An 18,966-nucleotide genomic window follows, 5' to 3' on the forward strand; every position below is an offset into this window, starting at 1 on the left:
CGATGAAGATCAACTGGGATGACCACGAGGAACTGAAGGCTGAAGGGATTGCACTCTCGCGGCGCTTCGCATTCGGCCAGGAGATGTCCTGCCTCAAGGTGGTGGCGGACCAGTCCGGAGACCTGAACCTCCCGCCGCACTGGCACGAGAACGAGCAGTGGGTCGTGGTCACGGAAGGGTCCATTCGCTTCATCTGCGAGGGAACCGAGTACGAGCTCAACGCCGGCGACGTGGCCTACATACCGTCGCGCCAGCGGCACACGGCCACCTTCGTCGGAAAGGAAGGGGCCGTTCTCATGGAGTTCTCCGCTCCCCCGCGGCTCGACCTCGCCCCCGGTTCGATCCTCCCGTCGTCCATGAAGTTCGACTAGTCTGCCCAAAGACCCGCCACATTGTCAGCGACCACGCCGATGGGGATCGATCGTGCGTAGCATCATGTACGGCAGGCAACATTCAGAGACAACAATACATGAGGCATTCGGCCGGGTCGTACAGAAATTCCCGGACCGGAATGCCATCGTCACCGCGGAAAGAGCGGTGACCTACGCGGAACTCGCGGCCACATCCCGCCGGATCGCTCACCGCCTGGTCGGCCACGGCGTGCGGCCCGGCAGCATCGTCCCGGTCGTGGCCCGCCGGTCACCGGACCTGGCCGCCGTCATTCTCGGCGTCCTCATGGCCGGCGGGGCCTACGGCATCCTGGACGTGCGATGGCCGATCCCCCGCATCACCCGGCTGCTGCACACCATGCACTGCCCGGTCGTCCTGGCGGACGCCGCGGGTTCCTCCCGCCTCGGTGAGGCCCGGGTCGGCCACACCACTTTCGGGGAGCTGCAGCGGACTGCCTCGCTCCCCGAGGTACCGGCCGGCCTGCCGCACGTCCCGGCCGACGCCTGCGCCACCCTCTTCTGGACATCGGGCAGCACCGGCAGCCCCAAGGCGGTCATGTCTCCGCACCGGGCCACGACGAGACTGTTCACCCCGAACGGATTCATGGACTTCGGCGAACGCCCGGTGATGATCCACGCGGCGGCGGTGGCCTGGGACGCCTTCACCCTGGAGCTGTGGGGCATGCTGCTCAGCGGCGGAACCGCCGTCGTGCACGAGGACGATCTCCTTCTGCCGCCGGCGATCCGCGCCTACACCCGTGACCTGGGTGCCACCCACCTCTTCCTCACCCCGTCGCTCTTCGACGTGATCGCGGGAGGCGACATCCACTGCCTGGGCGGTCTGCGCGCCGTACTGCTGGGTGGGGACAGACCACCCCCGGCGAACTGCGGGAGGCTCCTCGACGCCTACCCGGACATCGAGTTGTACAACGGTTACGGCCCCGTCGAGTCCTGTGTGTTCGCCACGGTCCACCGCGTCACCGGCGCCGACACGGGCACCGCGACCGGCATCCCGGCCGGCCTTCCCGTGCCCGGCACGCAGCTGTACGTCGTTCGCGACGATGCCCCGGTCCGGCGGGGCGAGACAGGCGAGGTCGCCATCGGAGGGACGGGGCTCGCCCTCGGCTATCTGGACGCACCCGACCAGACCGCCGCCGTCTTCCGGCATGTCATGGTCGACGGGGACAAGATCCCGGTCTATCTGACCGGCGACCAGGGCCGGCTTGACGACTCCGGCGCCCTGCATTTCGCCGGCCGCAGGGACGCTCAAATCAAAATCGCCGGACACCGAATCGAACCGGCAGAGATCGAGTCGGCTGTGCGCGGTCTGGGCAGCACACGATCGGTCATCATGCCGATCCCTGACCGCAGTGGCACACCGCGCATCATCCTGTTCGCAGAGATGCCCCACACGGACATGACCGAACTGGAAATGCAGGGCCGCCTCAGGGAAACGCTGCCCATGTACATGGTGCCCGCCAAGGTGCACTTCGTCTCCTCGATGCCACTCCTGGAAAACACCAAAATCAACAAGAGGGAGCTCTCGGCGCGCTTCGGCTACGCTTCCTGAGCGCCCGCCCGGATTCCCGAACCACAGGTGCCAGCCCCCGTGCACAGGCAAGGAATCGAATTGAGTACACAGCACCGCACGGAAGAAAAATTCTCCATTGCGCTCGAATCCATACAGAGCAAACGCCGGATCGAACGAGTCCTGGAGGCTGCGAACGCCCTCCTCGACCGGTATGCAGCACAGCCCGACCCCGAAGAGCGCCTCAAGATCACGTTCGAACTCCTTCGACGGAACTTCACACCAGAGGTAGCCATCGTCTTCGGAAATATGGCACTCGGCACCGACAGCCCGGTCGGCATTGCCGGAACCGAAGCCGTACCTCCTGGCGAGCGCCGAGGCGAGACAGTTTTCCACTGCAAAATAATCGGAGCCGACCGAAGGAGCGGATCCCTCACCGCGTTCTACACGGAACCCGGCACCATGGGACTGACCGACGCCGAATGGCTGGCGGCCATGCGGCTGCTGGCCGGCATCAGCGGACTGGGTGTCGGGGGGCATGTGACATGCCCGCAGTAGCGACCAGGGAGTCCCCGGCGAACCTCCTCTCGCAGCCGTACTGGTACCGGCACCTGCCGCCGACGGCCGACGTGCACCAGCTGGACGAGGGACTGTTCGCCGTAACCGGAAACGCGGCCGTGCAGGAAGCGCTCGCTCATCCCTCGATCGTGGCCGAGCACCCGCTCAAGGCCAGTGCGCGCGCCTTCGGCCCCAACGTGCTCGATGCCGACGGACCGAGCCACAGGGCATTCCGTGCCCTGCTGGCGCCGATCCTGTCCGCGGGGCGCATCACGGAGTACAAGCAGGCGCTGATGCCCGGGCTCATCCGTGGCCTGGTCGACGGCATCGCGGGCGTCGAGACCGACGACTTCTACAACTCCTTCGCGCACAAGGTGCCCTATGGAATCGTGTGCACGATCCTCGGCATCGACGCCTCGCTTGAGGACCGGTTCCACGGGCTGACCCGCCCTCTGGCGCGGCTTCTGGACTACCCGACCCGGGAGACCGACGAGACGCACGCCAACGTCGCCGAGCTACTGCGGCTGATCGAAGAACAGCGGGCCGCCAAGACCGCCGACGAGCGGTCTCTGCTGGAGACCATCGAGCGGACCCGGGACCGCAGGGGCATCTCGCTGACGGACAGCGAAGTGCGCTCGACGGCACTGCTGTTCTTCCTGGCCGGCACCGAGACCAGCAGCGCGTTCATCACCTCGCTCGTGTACTGCATGGGACGCGGCATATTCAGCCTGGACGAACTGCGCGACGAGCAGGTACGGGACGACTACATCGAAGAGGTTCTGAGGCTGTACCCGCCCGTACAGACGATCGTTCGGTTCGCCGGCGAGGACCTGACCGTTCAGGGCGTGGCAGTGCCACGGCACTCGGCGGTGCTGGCCTCGATCGCCGGAGCCAATCGTGACCCACGGGTCTTCGACCACCCTGAACGCTTTCAGACCGGCAGGAGCCTGAAGGGCTCGATTCCCTTCGCGGTCGGCGCGCACGCCTGCCCAGGAGCCATGCTCGCCAAAACGGAGTTCTCGCTGCTCATCGAGGAGATCATCCAGCGCTGCTCGGAGGTGGTCGTCACCCGTGACCGGCTCGGCATGGAGAGCCAGTCGTTCTCCCATCCCGCCGACTTTTCCGTCGAGTTCAGGACAAGGTAAGGGGAAAAGGGCACAGTGGAAAGCAAGATAGCGTCGTTGCGCAAGTGGATCGACCGCCTACACGAGGAGCCGCTCGACATCCAGGACGACACCGACCTGATCCAGTCGGGCGTGGTGACCAGCCTCCAGTTCGTCCAGATGGTCATCGAGATCGAGCGTCTGCACGGTGAGAAGCTGGACCCGGGTGTGATCAACATCGAGTCGATGCGCACGCTCAAGGCTATCGACGCGGCCGTCTTCCAGGCCACCTGATGGGCGGGGACGCCCCCCGGACGGCGGTGGTCTCCGGGACCTCGTCCGGGATCGGGGCGGCCGTGGCAGCGGAGTTCCTGCGCCGGGATTACACCGTCATCGGCCTGTCCCGGCGCGGCAATCCGGAACTCGCACAGGAAGCCGGGTACGTCGACTGCGTCGCCGACCTGCGCGACGGTGACAGCGTGCGGGCCGCCCTCACCTCGGCAGCCGATGCCACGGCGGACGGGGTCGAGGCCGTGGTGCTCAACGCCGGCGCCTCACCGGATCCGGCCGACCTCCTGAAGGTCGAGTGGCAGGTGGCGGCGGAAGCCTACGAGACCAACGTCCGCACAGCGCTGCACCTCGTCCAGGCGACGGCTCCGCTGCTCCGGCAGAGCGGCGGCGGCTCCTTGACGTTCGTCGGAGCGAGCCTGGCCAACGGCTACAAGCCCGAACGCTGGTCGTACGCGGCCAGCAAGGCCGCGATGACCACCCTGATGCGAGCGTGCTCAGTCGAGTTCGCCGACGACGGCGTCGTGGCGAACGAGGTACGTCCCGGCCCCGTCGCGACCGCCATGACGATGGCGGGTCTGGACGGTGAGGTGAACGACCAGATCATCCGCGCCATCAACGCGGGATTCGGCACGGACTGGCTCAAGTCGCCGCGCACCGTGGCGGAGTGGATCGTCGCCATCGCCGAGTTCCCGTCGAACGGACCCACCGGTCAGGTCTTCAACTACAGCCGCAAGGTTCTGTAATCCAGAGAAAGGCAGACAGGCACCCATGTCGATGCACCCTACTTCCGAGCAGCTTCTCGACCTGTTCAACTGGGCCTCTCCGGGCATGCTGGTCACCGGTGCCGACGGCGCCGTGGTGCTGGCCAACAAGGCCGCCACGGAGCTGCTGGGGGACAACGCCGCAGCCGGCACCCAGCTCGCCGGTGTGCTGGGCATCGAGGACTACGACGCCCTGCTCGCGGCCGGGACACCGGTGGAGAACCGGGAGGCGACCTTCGCGAACCCCGACTTCGCGTCCGGCTACGCCAACGTCGGCTTCGGTGACGTCGACGGCAAGACCTACGGCTTCTGGGCCCTGCGCCCGGTCACCACCCACCCGACTCCCTCCCCCGCATCCGGCGCGGGCCCCTCCACCGCCCAGGCGTGGATCAGCCGGGTGGAACAGGTCAACGAGGCCTACACGCCGGTCGGCGAGGACGCGGTCGGGTTCCTCGAGGCGTACTACGACAACTGCCCGGTCGCGATCCATCTCATCGAGGAGGACGGCACGGTCGCCCACGCCAACTGGAAGGACGTCGCGATCGTCGGGGCGAGCGAGCAGCCGGAAACCTATGTCGGGCACCACATCCGGCGCATCTACGCCGACCAGGACGTCGTCGAGGACTTCCTGGGCCGCTGGGGCGAGGACGCGCCGATCATCGACTTCCGCGCCGACTTCCTCAACAAGGGAGAGCGGGTCCCTGTGGTGATCTTCTCCACGGCGAAGGTCGAGAACAACAAGCTGAAGAACACCCGCTGCTTCGTCTTCCCCGACAGCCACCCGGACCGCGAACGGGACAGGGTCAAGGCGCTGGACCTCGGCTTCTGAGCCCCATGGCGCCACAAGCCGCGTGCGAATCCCTCTCCGCGGCGATGTCCTCGGTCTGAGACGCGGTGCATCTCCCTCCGCGGGGACAGCGGTGCTCAGCAGGGCTGGCGGTCGTTCACGAGCAGTGCGCTCAGTGGTCGGCCGCCGGCCACCGGCAGACCTGGAGCAGCTGCTCCTGCCCTGAATCCCCCCTTCCCTCACCAACACAAAGGAACTTCGCGTTGAAGAGGATCGGTTTCCTCGGCCTCGGCACCATGGGCAGCCCGATGGCTGTCAACCTGTGCAAAGCCGGATACACCGTGTACGGCTGGAACCGCAGCGACGGCAAGACCGGGCCTCTGCTTGCAGCAGGCGGACGAGCCGCTGCGTCGATACGCGCAGCGGTCCGCGGCGCCGATGTGGTGATCACCATGCTTCCGGACGCACCCCAGGTCGAGGAAGTCGCCTACGGCCCTGAGGGAATTCTGGCCAACACCCGACCGGGGGCGCTGCTGATCGACATGTCCACCATCGCCCCGCAGAGTTCGGTCGAACTTGCCCGCAACGCCGCCGCACACGGAATCCGTGTCCTTGACGCTCCGGTCGCCGGCGGTGAGGCCGGTGCCGTCGAAGGCATCCTGTCGATCATGGTCGGCGGTGAAGCCGACGACCTCGAGGAAGCACGGCCCGTCTTCGAAGCCCTCGGCAAGACCATCACACGCTGCGGCACCCATGGTCTGGGCCAGACGGTGAAAGCCGCCAACCAGTTGGTTCTCGCGATCAACATCCAGGCGTGCGCGGAAGCCGTGGTCTTCCTCGAAAAGTCAGGCGTGGACCTCGAAGCCGCCCTCGACGTACTGAGCGGTGGCCTCGCCGGCTCCAACGTCCTCACCCGCAAGAAGACCAACTTCCTGAATCGCGACTACACGCCCAGCTTCAGGATGGGCCTTCACCACAAAGACATGGGCATCGTCACCGACACCGCCCGTGCCATCGGCGCCGTCATCCCCCTCGGGGGCATCGCCGCACAGCTCATGGCGTCCGCCATGGCACGTGGGGACGCGGAGATCGACCACTCCGCCCTGCTGCACGGCGTCGAACTCCTCAGCGGATACGACCGGCCGCAGGAGTAGGGATCCGCAGCCCCGGTTCGTCCACGGATCACCGCCCCGGCCCAGGCCGTCGGCTCCACAGGGGCCGGGCAAGCCCCGAGCAGCGTCTCACCTGGGAAAACGTGCTTTGCTGCTCTGTGGGATGGGCTGGCACTTCGGGCAGAAATAGGAGGATCGGTTCATGAACGGGGCTCTTCTGATCCTCGTTCCACACCGGTTGCACGGCTGCTCAGAGCGCCCGTATACGCTCAGTTCCCTGCTGAAGTAGCCCGACTCGCCGTTCACGTTGACGTAGAGGCTGTCGAAGCTGGTACCACCGGCGGCGAGGGCCTCGTTCATCACGTCCCGTGCGTGGCCGAGGAGTTCGGCTGACCCGGCACGGGTGAGGCCGGCGGTGGGCCGGTCGTAGTGGAGTCCGGCCCGCCACAGGGCCTCGTCGGCGTAGATGTTGCCGACGCCGCTGACCAGGGACTGGTCGAGCAGGGCGCGCTTGATCGTGGTCCGGCGCAACCGGAGCGCCGTGTGGAAGGCCGCGTCGTCGAACTCGGGGTCGAGGGGGTCCCGGGCGATGTGGGCGATGGCGTCCGGCAGCCCGTCCCGGGTGGTGTCGTGGAGCGAAAGACCGCCGAAGGTCCGCTGGTCGACGAACCGGAGCTCGGTCCCGAGGCCGTCGCCGAAGCGGATCCGGACCCTCAGGTGCCTCTCGTCCACGGCCGCCTCCGGCTGGACCAGCAGCTGCCCGCTCATCCCGAGGTGTCCCAGGACGGCGCTGCCGCCGTCGTCCAGCGGCAGCCAGAGGTACTTCCCGCGCCGCCGGGCGGTCCCGATCCGCCGGCCGAGGAGCCTGGCCGCGAAGTCGCCTCCGCCGCCGAGGTGCCGGCGCACGGCCCTCGGGTGCAGTACGTCCACACCGCCCACGGTCCGCCCGCAGACCCATCTCTCGAGTCCCCGGCGCACGACTTCCACCTCGGGCAGCTCGGGCACGTGTCTCCTCCGGATCTCGTCAGACCAGCCAGACGCCCGCAGCGTACCTCCGCGCCGCCTGCCGGCGTGCCGCGGGCGGTTCACCGGGCGGCAACCCGCCCAGGGGCGCGAAGCCGGAGACTCCCTGACCGCGGACGAAGACGAAGCCGCAGCCGCAGACACCGGCACCGGCACCGGCACCGGCACCCGCACCCGCACCCGCACCCGCACCCGCACGGACAGAAGCCAGTGCACCAGACGGCAACCGCACCGGGACACCAAGGGGACCCGCGACCGCAGACGCGGGCCGGCAAGGGAAGGCCCTCGGGGTGCAAAGAGCCCCGCCATGCGGGGCACGGCGGGGCCCGGAAGCCGGCCCGTCAGGCGGTGGCGCGGGGCGAAGGAGCGGCGGCGGCTGAGGCCTCCGCCGCCCCCGCGACTGCGGCGGCCTCAGCCGCCGCGGCGCGCTCGTCCGCCGCGGACCGGATCGCCCGCCACGCGGACTCCGCCGCCTGCTGTTCCGCTTCCTTCTTGCTGCGGCCGGTGCCGGTGCCGTACGAGACACCACCGACGCGGGCGGCAGCAGTGAAGGTCTTCTCGTGGTCCGGACCCGTCTCGGAGACCAGGTACTCGGGCACTCCGAGCGCCTCGGCGGCCGTCAGCTCCTGGAGACTGGTCTTCCAGTCCAGGCCGGCACCGAGGTTCGAGGACTTCTCGATCAGCGGATCGAAGAGCCGGTGCACCAGCTCGGACGCCGCGTCGAGGCCCTGGTCGAGATAGACCGCGCCGATCACCGCTTCCAGGGTGTCGGCGAGGATGGACGCCTTGTCCCGCCCGCCCGTGCCCTCTTCGCCCCGGCCGAGGCGGATGAAGGACCCGAGGTCGAGACTCCGGCCGACCTCCGCCAGCGCACGCGAGTTGACCACCGCGGCCCGCAGTTTGGCCAGCTGGCCCTCGGGCAGGTCGGGGTGGGTGCGGTACAGCGTGTCCGTGACCACCAGGCCGAGCACCGAGTCCCCGAGGAACTCCAGTCGCTCGTTGGTGGGCAGACCGCCGTTCTCGTACGCGTACGAGCGATGGGTCAGCGCACGGACCAGAAGGGCGGACTCGAGTCGATACCCGAGCCGCCCTTCCAGAAGCGTGTGGGACGAGGCCGAACTGATGCTGTCGGACATCGCACCTCTCACCGGCCGCTCAGACCCCGAGGACCTGGCGCTTGTTGTAGGTGCCGCAGCTCGGGCACGCGATGTGCTGCAGCTTCGGCTCCTGGCAGCTCTCACACGAAACCAGGGTGGGGACCGCAGCCTTCCACTGCGACCGGCGGTGGCGCGTGTTGCTGCGCGACATCTTCCGCTTCGGAACAGCCACGGCTACTTCTCCTGCTTCTCGTCGACGCGTGCTGATCGAGGCGCGTCGCCGCTCTTCTTGTCCTTCTCACCGGTTCCGAGTGAATCGGCGAGTCCCTGCAGTGCCGCCCAACGAATGTCGACGGCGTCATGGTGGTGGTCCGGTTCGGCGTTCAGGTCGGCTCCGCAGTCGGAGCACAGCCCTGCACAGTCCTCCCGGCACACCGGCTGCATCGGCAGTGCGAGCACCACCGCGTCGCGCAGCACGGGCTCGAGGTCGAACATGCCGTCCTCGAGGACGATCACGTCCTCGTCCTCGGCGTCGTCGCCGGGCGCCGGCTCCTTGGCACGGCCCCGGTCGTCGGCATCGGGGTACGAGAACATCTCCTGGAAGTCCGCCACGACCTCTTGGCGCACCGGCTCCAGACACCTTACGCACTCCCCCTCGGCCACGGCACCCGCGGTGCCCGTGACGAGCACCCCTTCCATGACGGACTCGAGGCGGAGCTCAAGCTCCACGGGCGCGCCCCCGGGCACGCCGATGACCCCTTCGACACCGAGAACCGCGGGCGCGGCGGGCGCCGGCACGGAACGGGAGAGCCGCTGAAGCGCACCGGGCCTCCGGCCCAGCTCGTGCGTGTCGAACACGAGGGGGTTGCGGTGGTCGAGGCGGGCGTTCAGGGCTCTTCCTGCTTTCGGATCGAGGTGGGAGGCCGCGATGTCCAGCGCAGCGTCAATCCACGCTCCCGCGACCGAAGAGCCAGGATACTTGACCGCTGGCTCCAGGCCCAATCCGGCCCGTGGCGGATCAGCGGCCCTGCTCGTGGTGCCGCAGCTGCTCCGTGTCGATCACGCTGGTGTCGAAGAAGCTGGTCTCGTCCAGCGAGGCGGGCCGGACAGCGCCCTCGCCGGCCTGCTGCCTGGTCCCGTACCCCCCGTCGTACCGCTGGGCGTCCTGGCCGTACCCCCCGCCGTAGCCCCCGGAGTCCTGCCCGTACCCCCCGCTGTAGCCCCCGGAGTCCTGCCCGTACTCCCCGCCGTGGCTTCGGGAGTCCTCGACGTACCCCTGGCCGTAGCCCCGGGATTCCCGGGCGTACGCCCGGTCGTGGTCCTGCTGCTGCCCGTAGCCCCCGGCGTAGGGGTCCTGCGGGTACGCATACGCGTCCCGGTCCCGGGCCGCCGCGGGCTCGTAGGGGTACGGCTCGGCCTGGGCCGGGATCCGGGGAGTGCGGCCCCCCTGCTGCGGCCCGGGATCCGCCGCCGCGAGCCCGGCGAGGTAGTCGGCGTCGCTGGTGTGCTGCACGGTGCCGGCGGACTCCTGTGCGGCCATGTGCGCGCCGAGGTCGTCCGTGGCGATGCGGCCGTGCAGCTTCTGCCTGCCCCGGCCGACGGCCTCCAGCGTCTGGGAGAGCACCGCCTCGAAGGCGCCGAGCTTGGCGTCCACGTAGTCGTCCGCACTGCGGACCAGCGTCTGCGGATCCGCGCTGTACTCGGGTGCGTCGTCATCGGCGCCGTCCTGGCCGGCCGCTCCGGGGCCCCGGCCGAGCAGCTTCTCGCGGCCCCGGTCGACGGAGCCGATGGTCTTGTTGAGGACGACCTCGAAGTTGGCGAGTTTGGAGTCGACGTAGTCGTCGGCTTCGGCACGGATCTCCTCGGCCTCCCGGCGGGCTTCGGCGAGGATCCGGTCGGCCTCCTCCTGGGACTGCCGCGCGAGCTGAGTGCCGGAGAGCAGGGTGCCCCGCTCCGAGTGGGCGGCCTGGATGATCCGCTCGGCCTCCCGGCGGGCCTCCTCGACCATCTGCTCGCGGTCGCCGATCAGCTCCCGGGCCTGGGCCAGCGAGTCCGGCAGCGCCTGGCGGACCTCGTGGAGCAGCGCGAGCAGTTCGGCGCGGTTGACCACGCAGGAGGCCGACATGGGCATGGACCGGGCGTTCCCGACCGCCTCGACGATGTCGTCGAGTTTCTTCTGCACGTCCACCGTGTGCTCGCCACTCTCTACAGTCGCTACAGCCGTTTTGGAGCCGGACGCAACGACTGTACGGGCAGCCGGTGCCCCTTCGACACCGGGTGACGGAATGTCAGCGGCAGGCCGGATGCGGCGTCGGGCCCGTCACCCGGGCCGCTTCCCCGGGAGCCGTTCGGTCAGCGCCGCGAGGACGGCCGGCGGCACCAGGTGCGAGACGTCCCCGCCCCACGCCGCGACTTCCTTGACCAGCGATGACGACAGGAAGCTGTAGGTCGGGCTGGTCGGCACGAAGAGCGTCTCGACACCCGACAGGCCGTTGTTCATCTGGGCCATCTGCAGCTCGTAGTCGAAGTCGCTGACCGCTCGCAGGCCCTTGACGATGGCGGGGATGTCCCGCTCCTTGCAGTAGTCGACCAGCAGACCGTGGTACGCCTCGACCTCGACATTGCCGTACTCGGCGGTGACCTCGCGGATCAGCTCGATCCGCTCGTCGACGGTGAACAGCCCCTGCTTGGACTGGTTGATCATCACCACCACGTGCACCACGTCGTACAGCTTGGAGGCGCGGGCGATGATGTCGAGGTGTCCATTGGTGACGGGGTCGAACGACCCCGGACAGACGGCGCGGCGCAACTGAAGTCCCTCGCTCTCCGGTCCGGTCATGGTGCGTCTTCACAGGCGGCGGCGCGACCGTACCAAAGCGTCCCCTCGCCGTAACGACGGGCCCGCAACGGCTCGATCCCGTCCGGCCAGACGAACTCCCCGCCCCTGGTGCTGCGCTCCACGGTGACGACGGCGTCCGCCGCGAGCCAGCCCCCCGAGCGGAGTGTGAGGAGAATCTCGCGAAGATCGTCGTCGGTGACGGCGTACGGCGGGTCGAGGAACACCACGTCGTACGGCTCGGCAGGGGCCGGCCCCTGGACGACCTGCTCGGCCCGGCCGGACCGCACCTCGGCGCCGGGCAGGGCCAGGGTCCTGGCGTTCTCCCCGACCGTCCGGGCGGCGCGGGCGTCGGCCTCGACGAGCAGGGCGTGGGAGGCGCCGCGGGACAGCGCCTCCAGGCCGACGGCGCCCGAGCCCGCGTAGAGGTCCGCGACGCGCAGTCCCCCGAGGGAGCCGAGCAGCGACTCCCAGGTGGAGAACAGTCCTTCACGGGCCCGGTCGGAGGTGGGGCGGGTGCCGTTGCCCGGTGGCACGGCCAGGCGGCGTCCGCCGGCCGCGCCGGCGATCACGCGGGTCATCTGGGTCCTTCGCGAGACGGGGCTCGATCGGCTCGACGGCCTGGTCGCGGCGGTCGGACCGATCCGGTCCTCTCCACGATATGGGCTGCGCGCGGCCGCGGGCCTCCCGGACCCGGAACAGGACCTGAGCGGGACCTGAGCGGGACCTGAGCGGGACCGGAACAGGACCGGAGCGGGCGCCCGTGCCCCCTGCCTCGGCTCAGCCCTTGTCCAGGTACTGCTCGCGGTCCTTGTCCAGCAGGGCGTCCAGGGCGGTGCGCAGTTCGGGCAGTCCCGCCAGCTCCGGGTCGGCGGCGACCACGGCCACGGCCTCCTCGCGGGCCGCGGCGATGACCTCCTCGTCCTCGATGACCGCGAGGACCCGCAGCGAGGAGCGCACTCCCGACTGGGCCTGGCCCAGCACATCGCCCTCCCGCCGCTGTTCGAGGTCGATGCGGGAGAGCTCGAAGCCGTCCAGGGTGGCGGCGACGGCGCCGAGCCGGGCGCGTGCGGGACTCGCCTCGGGCATCTCCGTGACGAGCAGGCAGAGCCCCGGGGCCGAGCCGCGGCCGACCCGGCCGCGCAGCTGGTGGAGCTGGGACACGCCGAAGCGGTCGGCGTCCATGATCACCATCGCGGTGGCGTTGGGGACGTTCACCCCGACCTCGACGACGGTCGTGGCGACGAGCACATCCGCCTCGCCTGCGGCGAACCGGCGCATCACCGCGTCCTTGTCGTCCGGCGGCATGCGGCCGTGCAGCACCTCCACGCGCAGCCCCTTCAGCGGTCCGGCAGTCAACTGCCCGGCCACGTCGAGCACGGCGAGCGGCGGCCGCTTCTCGGCCTCGTCCTCCGGCGATGTGCGCCGGGCCTCGGCGGAGGTGTCGAGGTCGTCGCCGATGCGCGGGCAGACGACGTACGCCTGGTGACCGGTCTCCACCTCCTCGCGCACCCGCTCCCAGGCCCGCGCCAGGAAGTGCGGCTTGTCAGCGGCGGGGACCACGTGCGAGGCGATCGGGGAGCGCCCGGCGGGCAACTGGTCCAGCACGGACGTCTCCAGGTCGCCGAAGACGGTCATCGCGACCGTGCGGGGGATCGGGGTGGCGGTCATGACCAGCAGGTGCGGCGGCTGCCTGCCCTTGCCGCGCAGGGCGTCCCGCTGCTCGACGCCGAAGCGGTGCTGCTCGTCCACGACGACCAGGCCCAGGTCGTGGAACTGCACCTTGTCCTCGATGAGGGCGTGCGTGCCGATGACGATCCCCGCCTCGCCGGTGGCGAGGTCGAGCAGGGCACGGCGGCGGGGGGCCGCCCCCATCGATCCGGTGAGCAGCACGACCTTGGTGGCACGCTCGGCCCCGCCGAGCATCCCGCCCTCGGCGAGGTCGCCCATCATCTCGACGACGGACCGGTGGTGCTGCTGGGCGAGGACCTCGGTGGGCGCCAGCATGGCCGCCTGGCCTCCCGCGTCCACCACGGCGAGCATGGCACGCAGGGCGACCAGGGTCTTTCCGCTGCCGACCTCGCCCTGGAGCAGCCGGTGCATCGGATGCTCGGTGGCGAGATCGCCGAAGACCTCGGCGGAGACCTTCCGCTGGCCCTCGGTGAGGGTGAACGGCAGCCGTGCGTCGAAGGCGTCGAGCAGCCCACCGGGCACGGGCCGGCGGGCGGCGGCGGGGAGCTGCGCGTCCGCGTGCCTGCGGCGGGCGAGGGCGGTCTGGAGGACGAACGCCTCGTCCCACTTCAGCCGCTGCCTCGCCGCCGCCACGTCGGCCCTGGTCCCCGGGCGGTGGATCTTCAGCAGCGCCTGCGGCAGGGGGACGAGGCCGCGGCCGTCGCGCAGCGTGGCGGGCAGCGGGTCGACGGCCTCGTCCGCATGCGGCAGGACGGCGTCCACCGCCTTGGCGATCTTCCAGGACTCCAGGCCCTTGCAGGCCGGGTAGATCGGGATGAGCCTGCCGGCGAAGGCGCTGACCGCTCCCTCGCCGCTGTCGGCGTCGAGCCGTTCGTACGCGGGATGGGCGAGCTGCAGCCTGCGGTTGAACACGGAGACCCTGCCGGCGAACATCGCGCGGCTGCCGGGCAGCAGGTCCTGCTGGGGCCGGTGGACGCCGCGCCCGAAGAACACCAGCTGGAGCCGTCCGCTGCCGTCGGTGATGGTGACCTCGAGCCGCCGGCCGCGCCCGCCGTTGAACGTGAGCACGCGGGCGTCGGCGACCTGGGCGACGACGGTCACATGCTCGTCGAGCGGCAGTTCGGCGAGCCGGGTCAGCTGTCCGCGCTCCTCGTACCGGCGCGGATAGTGGTGCAGCAGGTCACCGACGGTGCGCAGGTCGAGGTTCTCGGCCATGACCTTGGCGGTCGCGGGGCCGAGCGTCTTGGTCAGCGGTTCGTCCAGCACGCCGTCCATTGCACACCACGGCACCGACAATCGTCGCGCGCCCGCGGGATACGGAACCGGGCGGGCCGGCGTGGTTCGCCGGGCGGGCGGCATCCCCGGCAGCGCGGGCGGGGCGCCGCGGCCCGCCGGGCCGGGCCGTCCCGCCCGCCGCCCGGAACGGGCGCGGCACCACCGGCCGGTGCGCGAGGGGTCACTCCACGCCGACGAGCAGCGGGGCGCCGGCACCCCCGTGGTAGATCACCGTGTCCACCGCAAGGTGGCCCGCGCGCACATGCGCCTCCAGCCGTTCGCCCAGCTCAGGCGGGGCGTCCTCGGGGAGGACCAGGGTGACGAGTTCGCCGCCGGCCGAGAGCATCCGGTCCAGAACCGTTGCGGCGGTGGCCGCGAGGTCCGCGCCGATCACCGCCACATCGCCCTCGATGAGCCCCAGCACGTCGCCCGCCTGGCAGACGCCGGCGGAGGTGAAGGACTGCCGTTCGGCCACGGCCAGCTCGCCGTAGCGCGTCGCCCCCGCAGCCGAGGTCATGGCGACGACGTCCTCGTCGAAGCGGCGCCCGGGTTCGTGGACGGCGAGCGCGGCGATGCCCTGGACGGCCGAGCGGGTGGGGATGAGGGCGACCCGGACGCCCTCGTTCCTGGCCTGTTCCGCCGCCGCGGCCGCGGTGTGCCGCAGCGCGGTGTCGTTCGGGAGGAGAACGACCTCGCGGGCGTGCGCACGCCGGATGGCCTCGACGAGTTCGCCGCTTGCGGGCGGCTCGCCGGGGCGTGCGAGCACGGTGGTCGCACCGGACTCGGCACAGAGCCCGGCCAGCCCCTCCCCCGGCACCACGGCGACGACGGCCCGCTGGACGCGCTCCCGCGCCTGCGGATGCCGGGCCGTCGCGAAGTGGGTGATCCGGATCCGGTACGGCCGACCCGCCTCCACTGCGGCCTCCACCGCCGCGCCCGCGTCGTCGACGTGTACATGGACGTTCCACAGACCGTCTCCGCCGACCACGACCAGTGAGTCGCCGAGCGTGTCGAGCCGCGCCCTCAGCCGGGCCACGGCGTCGTCTCCTGCCTCCAGCAGATAGATCACTTCGAAGGCGGGCCCTCCACCGGCGCACCCCTGGGCGGCTGCGGCCGTCGCCACGTTCGGGCGGGCCCGTGCGGCGGGCCGTACCGGGGCCTCTCCGGTGACCGCCTCGGCCAGAGCGCCGAGCACCGCCACCAGCCCCTGGCCGCCCGCGTCCACGACACCGGCCCGCCCCAGGACGCCGAGCTGTCCCGGAGTCTCCTCCAGGGCCCGGCGCGCCGCCGCGTAGGCCGCCGCGACCGCCGCCGCGTCGTCGCCGGGCGGCGAGCCGCCCGCTGCCCGGGCGGCGGCGGAGGCGACGCTCAGGATCGTGCCCTCCACCGGGTGCGCCACCGCCCGGTGGGCGGACTCCGCAGCCCGCAGGAGAGCGCCGGCCGCCCCGCCGCCCTCCCCGAGGACCTCGGCCGTACCGCGCAGCAACTGCGCCAGGATCGTTCCGGAGTTGCCGCGCGCCCCGATCAGCGCGCCGTGCGCCATGGCCCGCACGGTGTCGGCGAGCGCGGGCGCGTCCGAGCCCGTCTCATACGCCGCGAAGACCGCCTCCACGGCGGTGGCCGCCGACTCGACGGTCAGATAGAGGTTGGTGCCGGTGTCACCGTCCGCGACCGGGTAGACGTTGATCGCGTCGATCTCCTCGCGCTCCCGGCCCAGTGCGTCCAGCGCGAGCGAGCACCAGGTGCGGACCGCCAGGGCATCGAGGGGCTGGGGCAACGAGGTCCTCCTTCGGCGGTCCCTCCACACCGCGGGGCGGACGTGGGCGGGGAGGCTGGGCTGCACCGCAGGGTAGACCGGGACGGCGCCCGGAGCCGGGGTGGGGGCGTGGACGACCGTGGTAGTTTCGTTCCACGGACGCAGCCGTTGTATGCTGCTCCGGTTGCCCGGCGAGAGTCGGGCCGTTCCCCGGCAAGCCACTTCAGACCACTGATTCCGGCACGCCGGATTTCACCGTAAGTGCATCTGAAGTCTTTGGAGTGACCCGTGGCTGCCAACTGCGACGTCTGCGGCAAGGGGCCGGGCTTCGGCAACAGCATCTCCCACTCGCACCGCCGTACGTCTCGTCGCTGGAACCCGAACATCCAGCGTGTGCGTGCCGTGGTCGGTCGGACGCCGAAGCGGCTCAACGTCTGCACCTCGTGCATCAAGGCCGGCAAGGTCTCGCGCTAAGTGATGCTCCCCGCGTTGGTGCGGGGATGATCCCGCCGACGCTCCGTCGTAGCGCAGCCCTCCGGTTGCCTTGAAAGCCGGTCCACCTCTCGGTGGGCCGGCTTTTCACCTTCGCGGCGCGGCCCGGCCGGGTCGGATCGGTGCGGCGGCCCCGTTGCCGCCCTGCGCCCGCGGGGCGGCCCCGTATCCGCTCGCCGCCCGCCCGGCGTCAGCAGCCCGCCCGGCGCCGCTGCCAGGCGTGGTCGACGGGCCCGATCCCGCCGCCGAGCGGGAAGCCCGCGGCGATCGCGCCCGTCACATACGCCGTCAGCAGCCCGCCCGGCGCCGCTGCCAGGCGTGGTCGACGGGCCCGATCCCGCCGCCGAGCGGGAAGCCCGCGGCGATCGCGCCCGTCACATACGCCTTGGCCGCGGCGGCGGCCTGAGGGACGTCCCGCCCCCTGGCGAGTTCCGCCGCGACGGCCGAGGCGAGGGTGCAGCCCGTGCCGTGCGTGTGCCGGTTGTCGTGCCGCGGGGCGCGCAGCCAGTGCGTCTCGGTGCCGTCGGTGAGGAGGTCCACCGCGTCCCCGGCGAGGTGGCCTCCCTTGATCAGCGCCCAGCGCGGCCCGAACGCGAGTACCGCGTCCGCCGCGCGGGGCAGGTCGTCCTCACTCTGCACGCACACGCCGGTGAGCCTGGTGACCTCGTCGAGGTTGGGGGTCGCGACCGTGGCCGCCGGCAGCAGCTCCCGCCGGACGGCCTCGAGGGCGGACGCGGCCAGCAGGGAGTCGCCGTGCTTGGAGACGCCGACCGGGTCGACCACCACGGGGGCGTCCGTGCCGGCCAGCAGGTCCGCCACGGCCTCGACGAGTCCCGCGGAGGCGAGCATCCCGGTCTTCACCGCCTGGACGCCGATGTCGTCCACGACGCTCCGGTACTGGGCCCGTACCGCCTCGGCCGGCAGCTCCCAGGCTCCCTGCACCCCGAGCGAGTTCTGCGCGGTGACGGCCGTGACGACGCTCATCCCGTGCACGCCGAGAGCGAGCATGGTTTTGAGGTCCGCCTGGATGCCGGCGCCGCCGCCGGAGTCGGATCCGGCGACGGCGAGCACCCGCGGCGGTGCACCCCGCCTCACGTCTGCGCCCCGAAGTGGTCCCAGCCCGTGCTGGTCCAGGGTGCGCCGTCGACGGTCACCTGCGGCAGCGCCGACGGGTTGAGCACCTCGCCGATCACCTTCCACCGGGCGGGGAGCTTCGCGTCGGGCGGGAAGGTGGCGACGATCGCATGGTCCTCGCCGCCGCTGAGCACCCATTGGAGGGGGTCGACGCCGACGGCCTGGCCGATGTCGTCCATCTGCGTGGGGACGTCGATCAGTCCGGAGCGCAGGTCGATGCGGACCTTGCTGGCCTCGGCGATGTGGCCGAGGTCGGCGACCAGCCCGTCGCTGACGTCGGTCATGGCCGTGGCGCCCAGTCCGGCGGCGGCGGGGCCCGCGTGGTACGGCGGTTCGGGGCGCCGGTGTGCCTCGACGAACGCGCGCGGCGAGCGGAACCCTCGCGACAGCACCGCGTGACCGGCGGCGGACCAGCCCAACCACCCGGTGTACGCGACGACATCGCCGGGCTGGGCCCCGGACCTGGTCACCGGGTCGTGGTTGCGGAGGTCGCCGAGAGCGGTGACGGCCAGGGTGATCGTGTCACCGCGGACGACGTCTCCGCCGACGACGGCCGCGCCCGCGACCTGGCACTCGTCCCGGATGCCGTCCATCAGCTCGGTGGCCCAGGTGACCGGCAGGTCGGCGGGGACCACCAGGCCGAGCAGCAGTGCGGTCGGCACGGCGCCCATGGCGGCGATGTCGGCGAGGTTCTGCGCCGCCGCCTTGCGGCCCACGTCGTAGGCGGTGGACCAGTCGCGCCGGAAGTGCCGGCCCTCCAGCAGCAGGTCGGTGCTGGCCACGACCCGGCGGTCGGGTGCGGAGACGACCGCGGCGTCGTCGCCGGGCCCCAGCCGTACCGCGGGGGTGGAGGTGAGCCTGGAGGTGAGCTCCCTGATGAGCCCGAACTCCCCCAGCTCGCCCACAGTGCCCTTCATCTCGTCATGCCCTTCGTCGCCGCGGTGCCGCCGGACGGCCCGGCCCACCTGCTGTCCGTGCGGTCGCGAGCCGTCACCGCTGTGGGTACCGTCGAGTAGGCCACGTCGGCCGTCAACTTCCGTGCCCGGTACACCACGCTGCGCGCGCCATGGGCCGCGCGGGTCTCCCCGCGACCCGCGGCGACGCGATACCGTGGCGTCCCTTTTTCCCGCAT

At 71.0% G+C, this 18,966-nt stretch carries 19 protein-coding genes and 1 pseudogene; 9 read left to right on the forward strand and 11 right to left on the reverse strand.

Annotation, left to right across the window (positions count from 1 at the left end; all coding sequences use genetic code 11):
• Positions 1-2 precede the first annotated feature (2 nt).
• From SCWH03_RS08185 to SCWH03_RS08220, 8 genes and pseudogenes are all read left to right on the forward strand, one after another.
• Positions 3-371, forward strand: a complete 369-nt coding sequence (locus SCWH03_RS08185) for a cupin domain-containing protein (protein WP_173263498.1) — start codon at positions 3-5, stop codon at positions 369-371.
• 64 nt (positions 372-435) lie between these two features.
• Entirely contained in the window at positions 436-1,959 is a 1,524-nt protein-coding gene (locus SCWH03_RS08190) for an AMP-binding protein (protein ID WP_272491047.1), read from the forward strand.
• 60 nt (positions 1,960-2,019) lie between these two features.
• A complete protein-coding gene (locus SCWH03_RS08195) occupies positions 2,020-2,475 on the forward strand; it encodes a hypothetical protein (RefSeq protein ID WP_173263500.1) in 456 nt (151 codons plus the stop codon).
• Positions 2,463-3,620, forward strand: a complete 1,158-nt coding sequence (locus SCWH03_RS08200; protein ID WP_173263501.1) for a cytochrome P450 — start codon at positions 2,463-2,465, stop codon at positions 3,618-3,620. The genes SCWH03_RS08195 and SCWH03_RS08200 overlap by 13 nt, the downstream gene beginning before the upstream one ends.
• 15 nt (positions 3,621-3,635) lie before the next feature.
• Positions 3,636-3,872 carry an acyl carrier protein gene (locus SCWH03_RS08205; RefSeq protein ID WP_173263502.1) on the forward strand — a complete coding sequence of 79 codons (237 nt, stop codon included), beginning with the start codon at positions 3,636-3,638 and terminating at the stop codon, positions 3,870-3,872.
• Positions 3,872-4,612: an SDR family NAD(P)-dependent oxidoreductase gene (locus SCWH03_RS08210; protein ID WP_272491045.1), complete on the forward strand. Its 741-nt coding sequence runs from the start codon at positions 3,872-3,874 to the stop codon at positions 4,610-4,612. The genes SCWH03_RS08205 and SCWH03_RS08210 overlap by 1 nt, the downstream gene beginning before the upstream one ends.
• Positions 4,613-4,637: 25 nt before the next feature.
• Complete coding sequence (locus SCWH03_RS08215; protein ID WP_173263504.1) at positions 4,638-5,459, forward strand: PAS domain-containing protein; 822 nt, start codon at positions 4,638-4,640, stop codon at positions 5,457-5,459.
• A gap of 185 nt (positions 5,460-5,644) precedes the next feature.
• A pseudogene (locus SCWH03_RS08220) lies at positions 5,645-6,571 on the forward strand (2-hydroxy-3-oxopropionate reductase); the annotation flags it as partial.
• A gap of 87 nt (positions 6,572-6,658) precedes the next feature.
• Here the strand turns inward: SCWH03_RS08220 and mutM are convergent.
• The 9 genes from mutM to SCWH03_RS08265 form a co-directional block, all read right to left on the reverse strand.
• Positions 6,659-7,534 (reverse strand): bifunctional DNA-formamidopyrimidine glycosylase/DNA-(apurinic or apyrimidinic site) lyase, encoded by an 876-nt coding sequence (gene mutM / locus SCWH03_RS08225; RefSeq protein WP_173263506.1) that lies wholly within the window; start codon positions 7,532-7,534, stop codon positions 6,659-6,661.
• Between the two features lie 359 nt (positions 7,535-7,893).
• Positions 7,894-8,688 carry a ribonuclease III gene (rnc, locus tag SCWH03_RS08230; RefSeq protein WP_173263507.1) on the reverse strand — a complete coding sequence of 265 codons (795 nt, stop codon included), beginning with the start codon at positions 8,686-8,688 and terminating at the stop codon, positions 7,894-7,896.
• A 19-nt stretch (positions 8,689-8,707) separates the two neighbouring features.
• A complete protein-coding gene (gene rpmF / locus SCWH03_RS08235; protein WP_173263508.1) occupies positions 8,708-8,881 on the reverse strand; it encodes a 50S ribosomal protein L32 in 174 nt (57 codons plus the stop codon).
• Positions 8,882-8,883: 2 nt separating this feature from the next.
• On the reverse strand, positions 8,884-9,507 hold the full coding sequence (locus SCWH03_RS08240) for a YceD family protein (RefSeq protein ID WP_173263509.1): 624 nt from the start codon (positions 9,505-9,507) through the stop codon (positions 8,884-8,886).
• A 160-nt stretch (positions 9,508-9,667) separates the two neighbouring features.
• Positions 9,668-10,837, reverse strand: coding sequence for a F0F1 ATP synthase subunit B (locus SCWH03_RS08245; protein ID WP_173263510.1), 1,170 nt, complete (start codon positions 10,835-10,837; stop codon positions 9,668-9,670).
• 132 nt (positions 10,838-10,969) lie between these two features.
• Positions 10,970-11,488 carry a pantetheine-phosphate adenylyltransferase gene (gene coaD, locus SCWH03_RS08250; RefSeq protein WP_173263511.1) on the reverse strand — a complete coding sequence of 173 codons (519 nt, stop codon included), beginning with the start codon at positions 11,486-11,488 and terminating at the stop codon, positions 10,970-10,972.
• A complete protein-coding gene (gene rsmD / locus SCWH03_RS08255; protein WP_272491048.1) occupies positions 11,485-12,231 on the reverse strand; it encodes a 16S rRNA (guanine(966)-N(2))-methyltransferase RsmD in 747 nt (248 codons plus the stop codon). Before rsmD ends, coaD begins: the two co-directional genes overlap by 4 nt.
• Before the next feature lie 34 nt (positions 12,232-12,265).
• Positions 12,266-14,452 (reverse strand): ATP-dependent DNA helicase RecG, encoded by a 2,187-nt coding sequence (recG, locus tag SCWH03_RS08260; RefSeq protein WP_173263513.1) that lies wholly within the window; start codon positions 14,450-14,452, stop codon positions 12,266-12,268.
• Between the two features lie 181 nt (positions 14,453-14,633).
• Positions 14,634-16,229 (reverse strand): DAK2 domain-containing protein, encoded by a 1,596-nt coding sequence (locus tag SCWH03_RS08265; protein ID WP_173263514.1) that lies wholly within the window; start codon positions 16,227-16,229, stop codon positions 14,634-14,636.
• Positions 16,230-16,496: 267 nt separating this feature from the next.
• On the opposite strand from SCWH03_RS08265, the gene rpmB reads away from it, so the two are divergent.
• On the forward strand, positions 16,497-16,682 hold the full coding sequence (gene rpmB, locus SCWH03_RS08270) for a 50S ribosomal protein L28 (protein ID WP_078877327.1): 186 nt from the start codon (positions 16,497-16,499) through the stop codon (positions 16,680-16,682).
• Positions 16,683-16,988: 306 nt separating this feature from the next.
• On the opposite strand, the gene thiD is transcribed toward rpmB, so the two are convergent.
• Complete coding sequence (thiD, locus tag SCWH03_RS08275) at positions 16,989-17,795, reverse strand: bifunctional hydroxymethylpyrimidine kinase/phosphomethylpyrimidine kinase (RefSeq protein WP_173263515.1); 807 nt, start codon at positions 17,793-17,795, stop codon at positions 16,989-16,991.
• Positions 17,792-18,751 (reverse strand): thiamine-phosphate kinase, encoded by a 960-nt coding sequence (locus SCWH03_RS08280; protein WP_173263516.1) that lies wholly within the window; start codon positions 18,749-18,751, stop codon positions 17,792-17,794. The genes thiD and SCWH03_RS08280 overlap by 4 nt, the downstream gene beginning before the upstream one ends.
• Positions 18,752-18,966 lie beyond the last annotated feature (215 nt).

Source organism: Streptomyces pacificus (assembly GCF_011766325.1).
Classification (GTDB): Bacteria; Actinomycetota; Actinomycetes; order Streptomycetales; family Streptomycetaceae; genus Streptomyces; species Streptomyces pacificus.

Coding starts and splice junctions, on each gene's coding strand:
- SCWH03_RS08185 (WP_173263498.1), top strand. CDS start 3: ATGAAGATCAACTGGGATGACCACGAGGAACTGAAGGCTGAAGGGATT.
- recG (WP_173263513.1), bottom strand. CDS start 14,452: ATGGACGGCGTGCTGGACGAACCGCTGACCAAGACGCTCGGCCCCGCG.
- SCWH03_RS08190 (WP_272491047.1), top strand. CDS start 436: ATGTACGGCAGGCAACATTCAGAGACAACAATACATGAGGCATTCGGC.
- SCWH03_RS08210 (WP_272491045.1), top strand. CDS start 3,872: ATGGGCGGGGACGCCCCCCGGACGGCGGTGGTCTCCGGGACCTCGTCC.
- SCWH03_RS08215 (WP_173263504.1), top strand. CDS start 4,638: ATGTCGATGCACCCTACTTCCGAGCAGCTTCTCGACCTGTTCAACTGG.
- rnc (WP_173263507.1), bottom strand. CDS start 8,688: ATGTCCGACAGCATCAGTTCGGCCTCGTCCCACACGCTTCTGGAAGGG.
- SCWH03_RS08200 (WP_173263501.1), top strand. CDS start 2,463: ATGCCCGCAGTAGCGACCAGGGAGTCCCCGGCGAACCTCCTCTCGCAG.
- SCWH03_RS08280 (WP_173263516.1), bottom strand. CDS start 18,751: ATGAAGGGCACTGTGGGCGAGCTGGGGGAGTTCGGGCTCATCAGGGAG.
- coaD (WP_173263511.1), bottom strand. CDS start 11,488: ATGACCGGACCGGAGAGCGAGGGACTTCAGTTGCGCCGCGCCGTCTGT.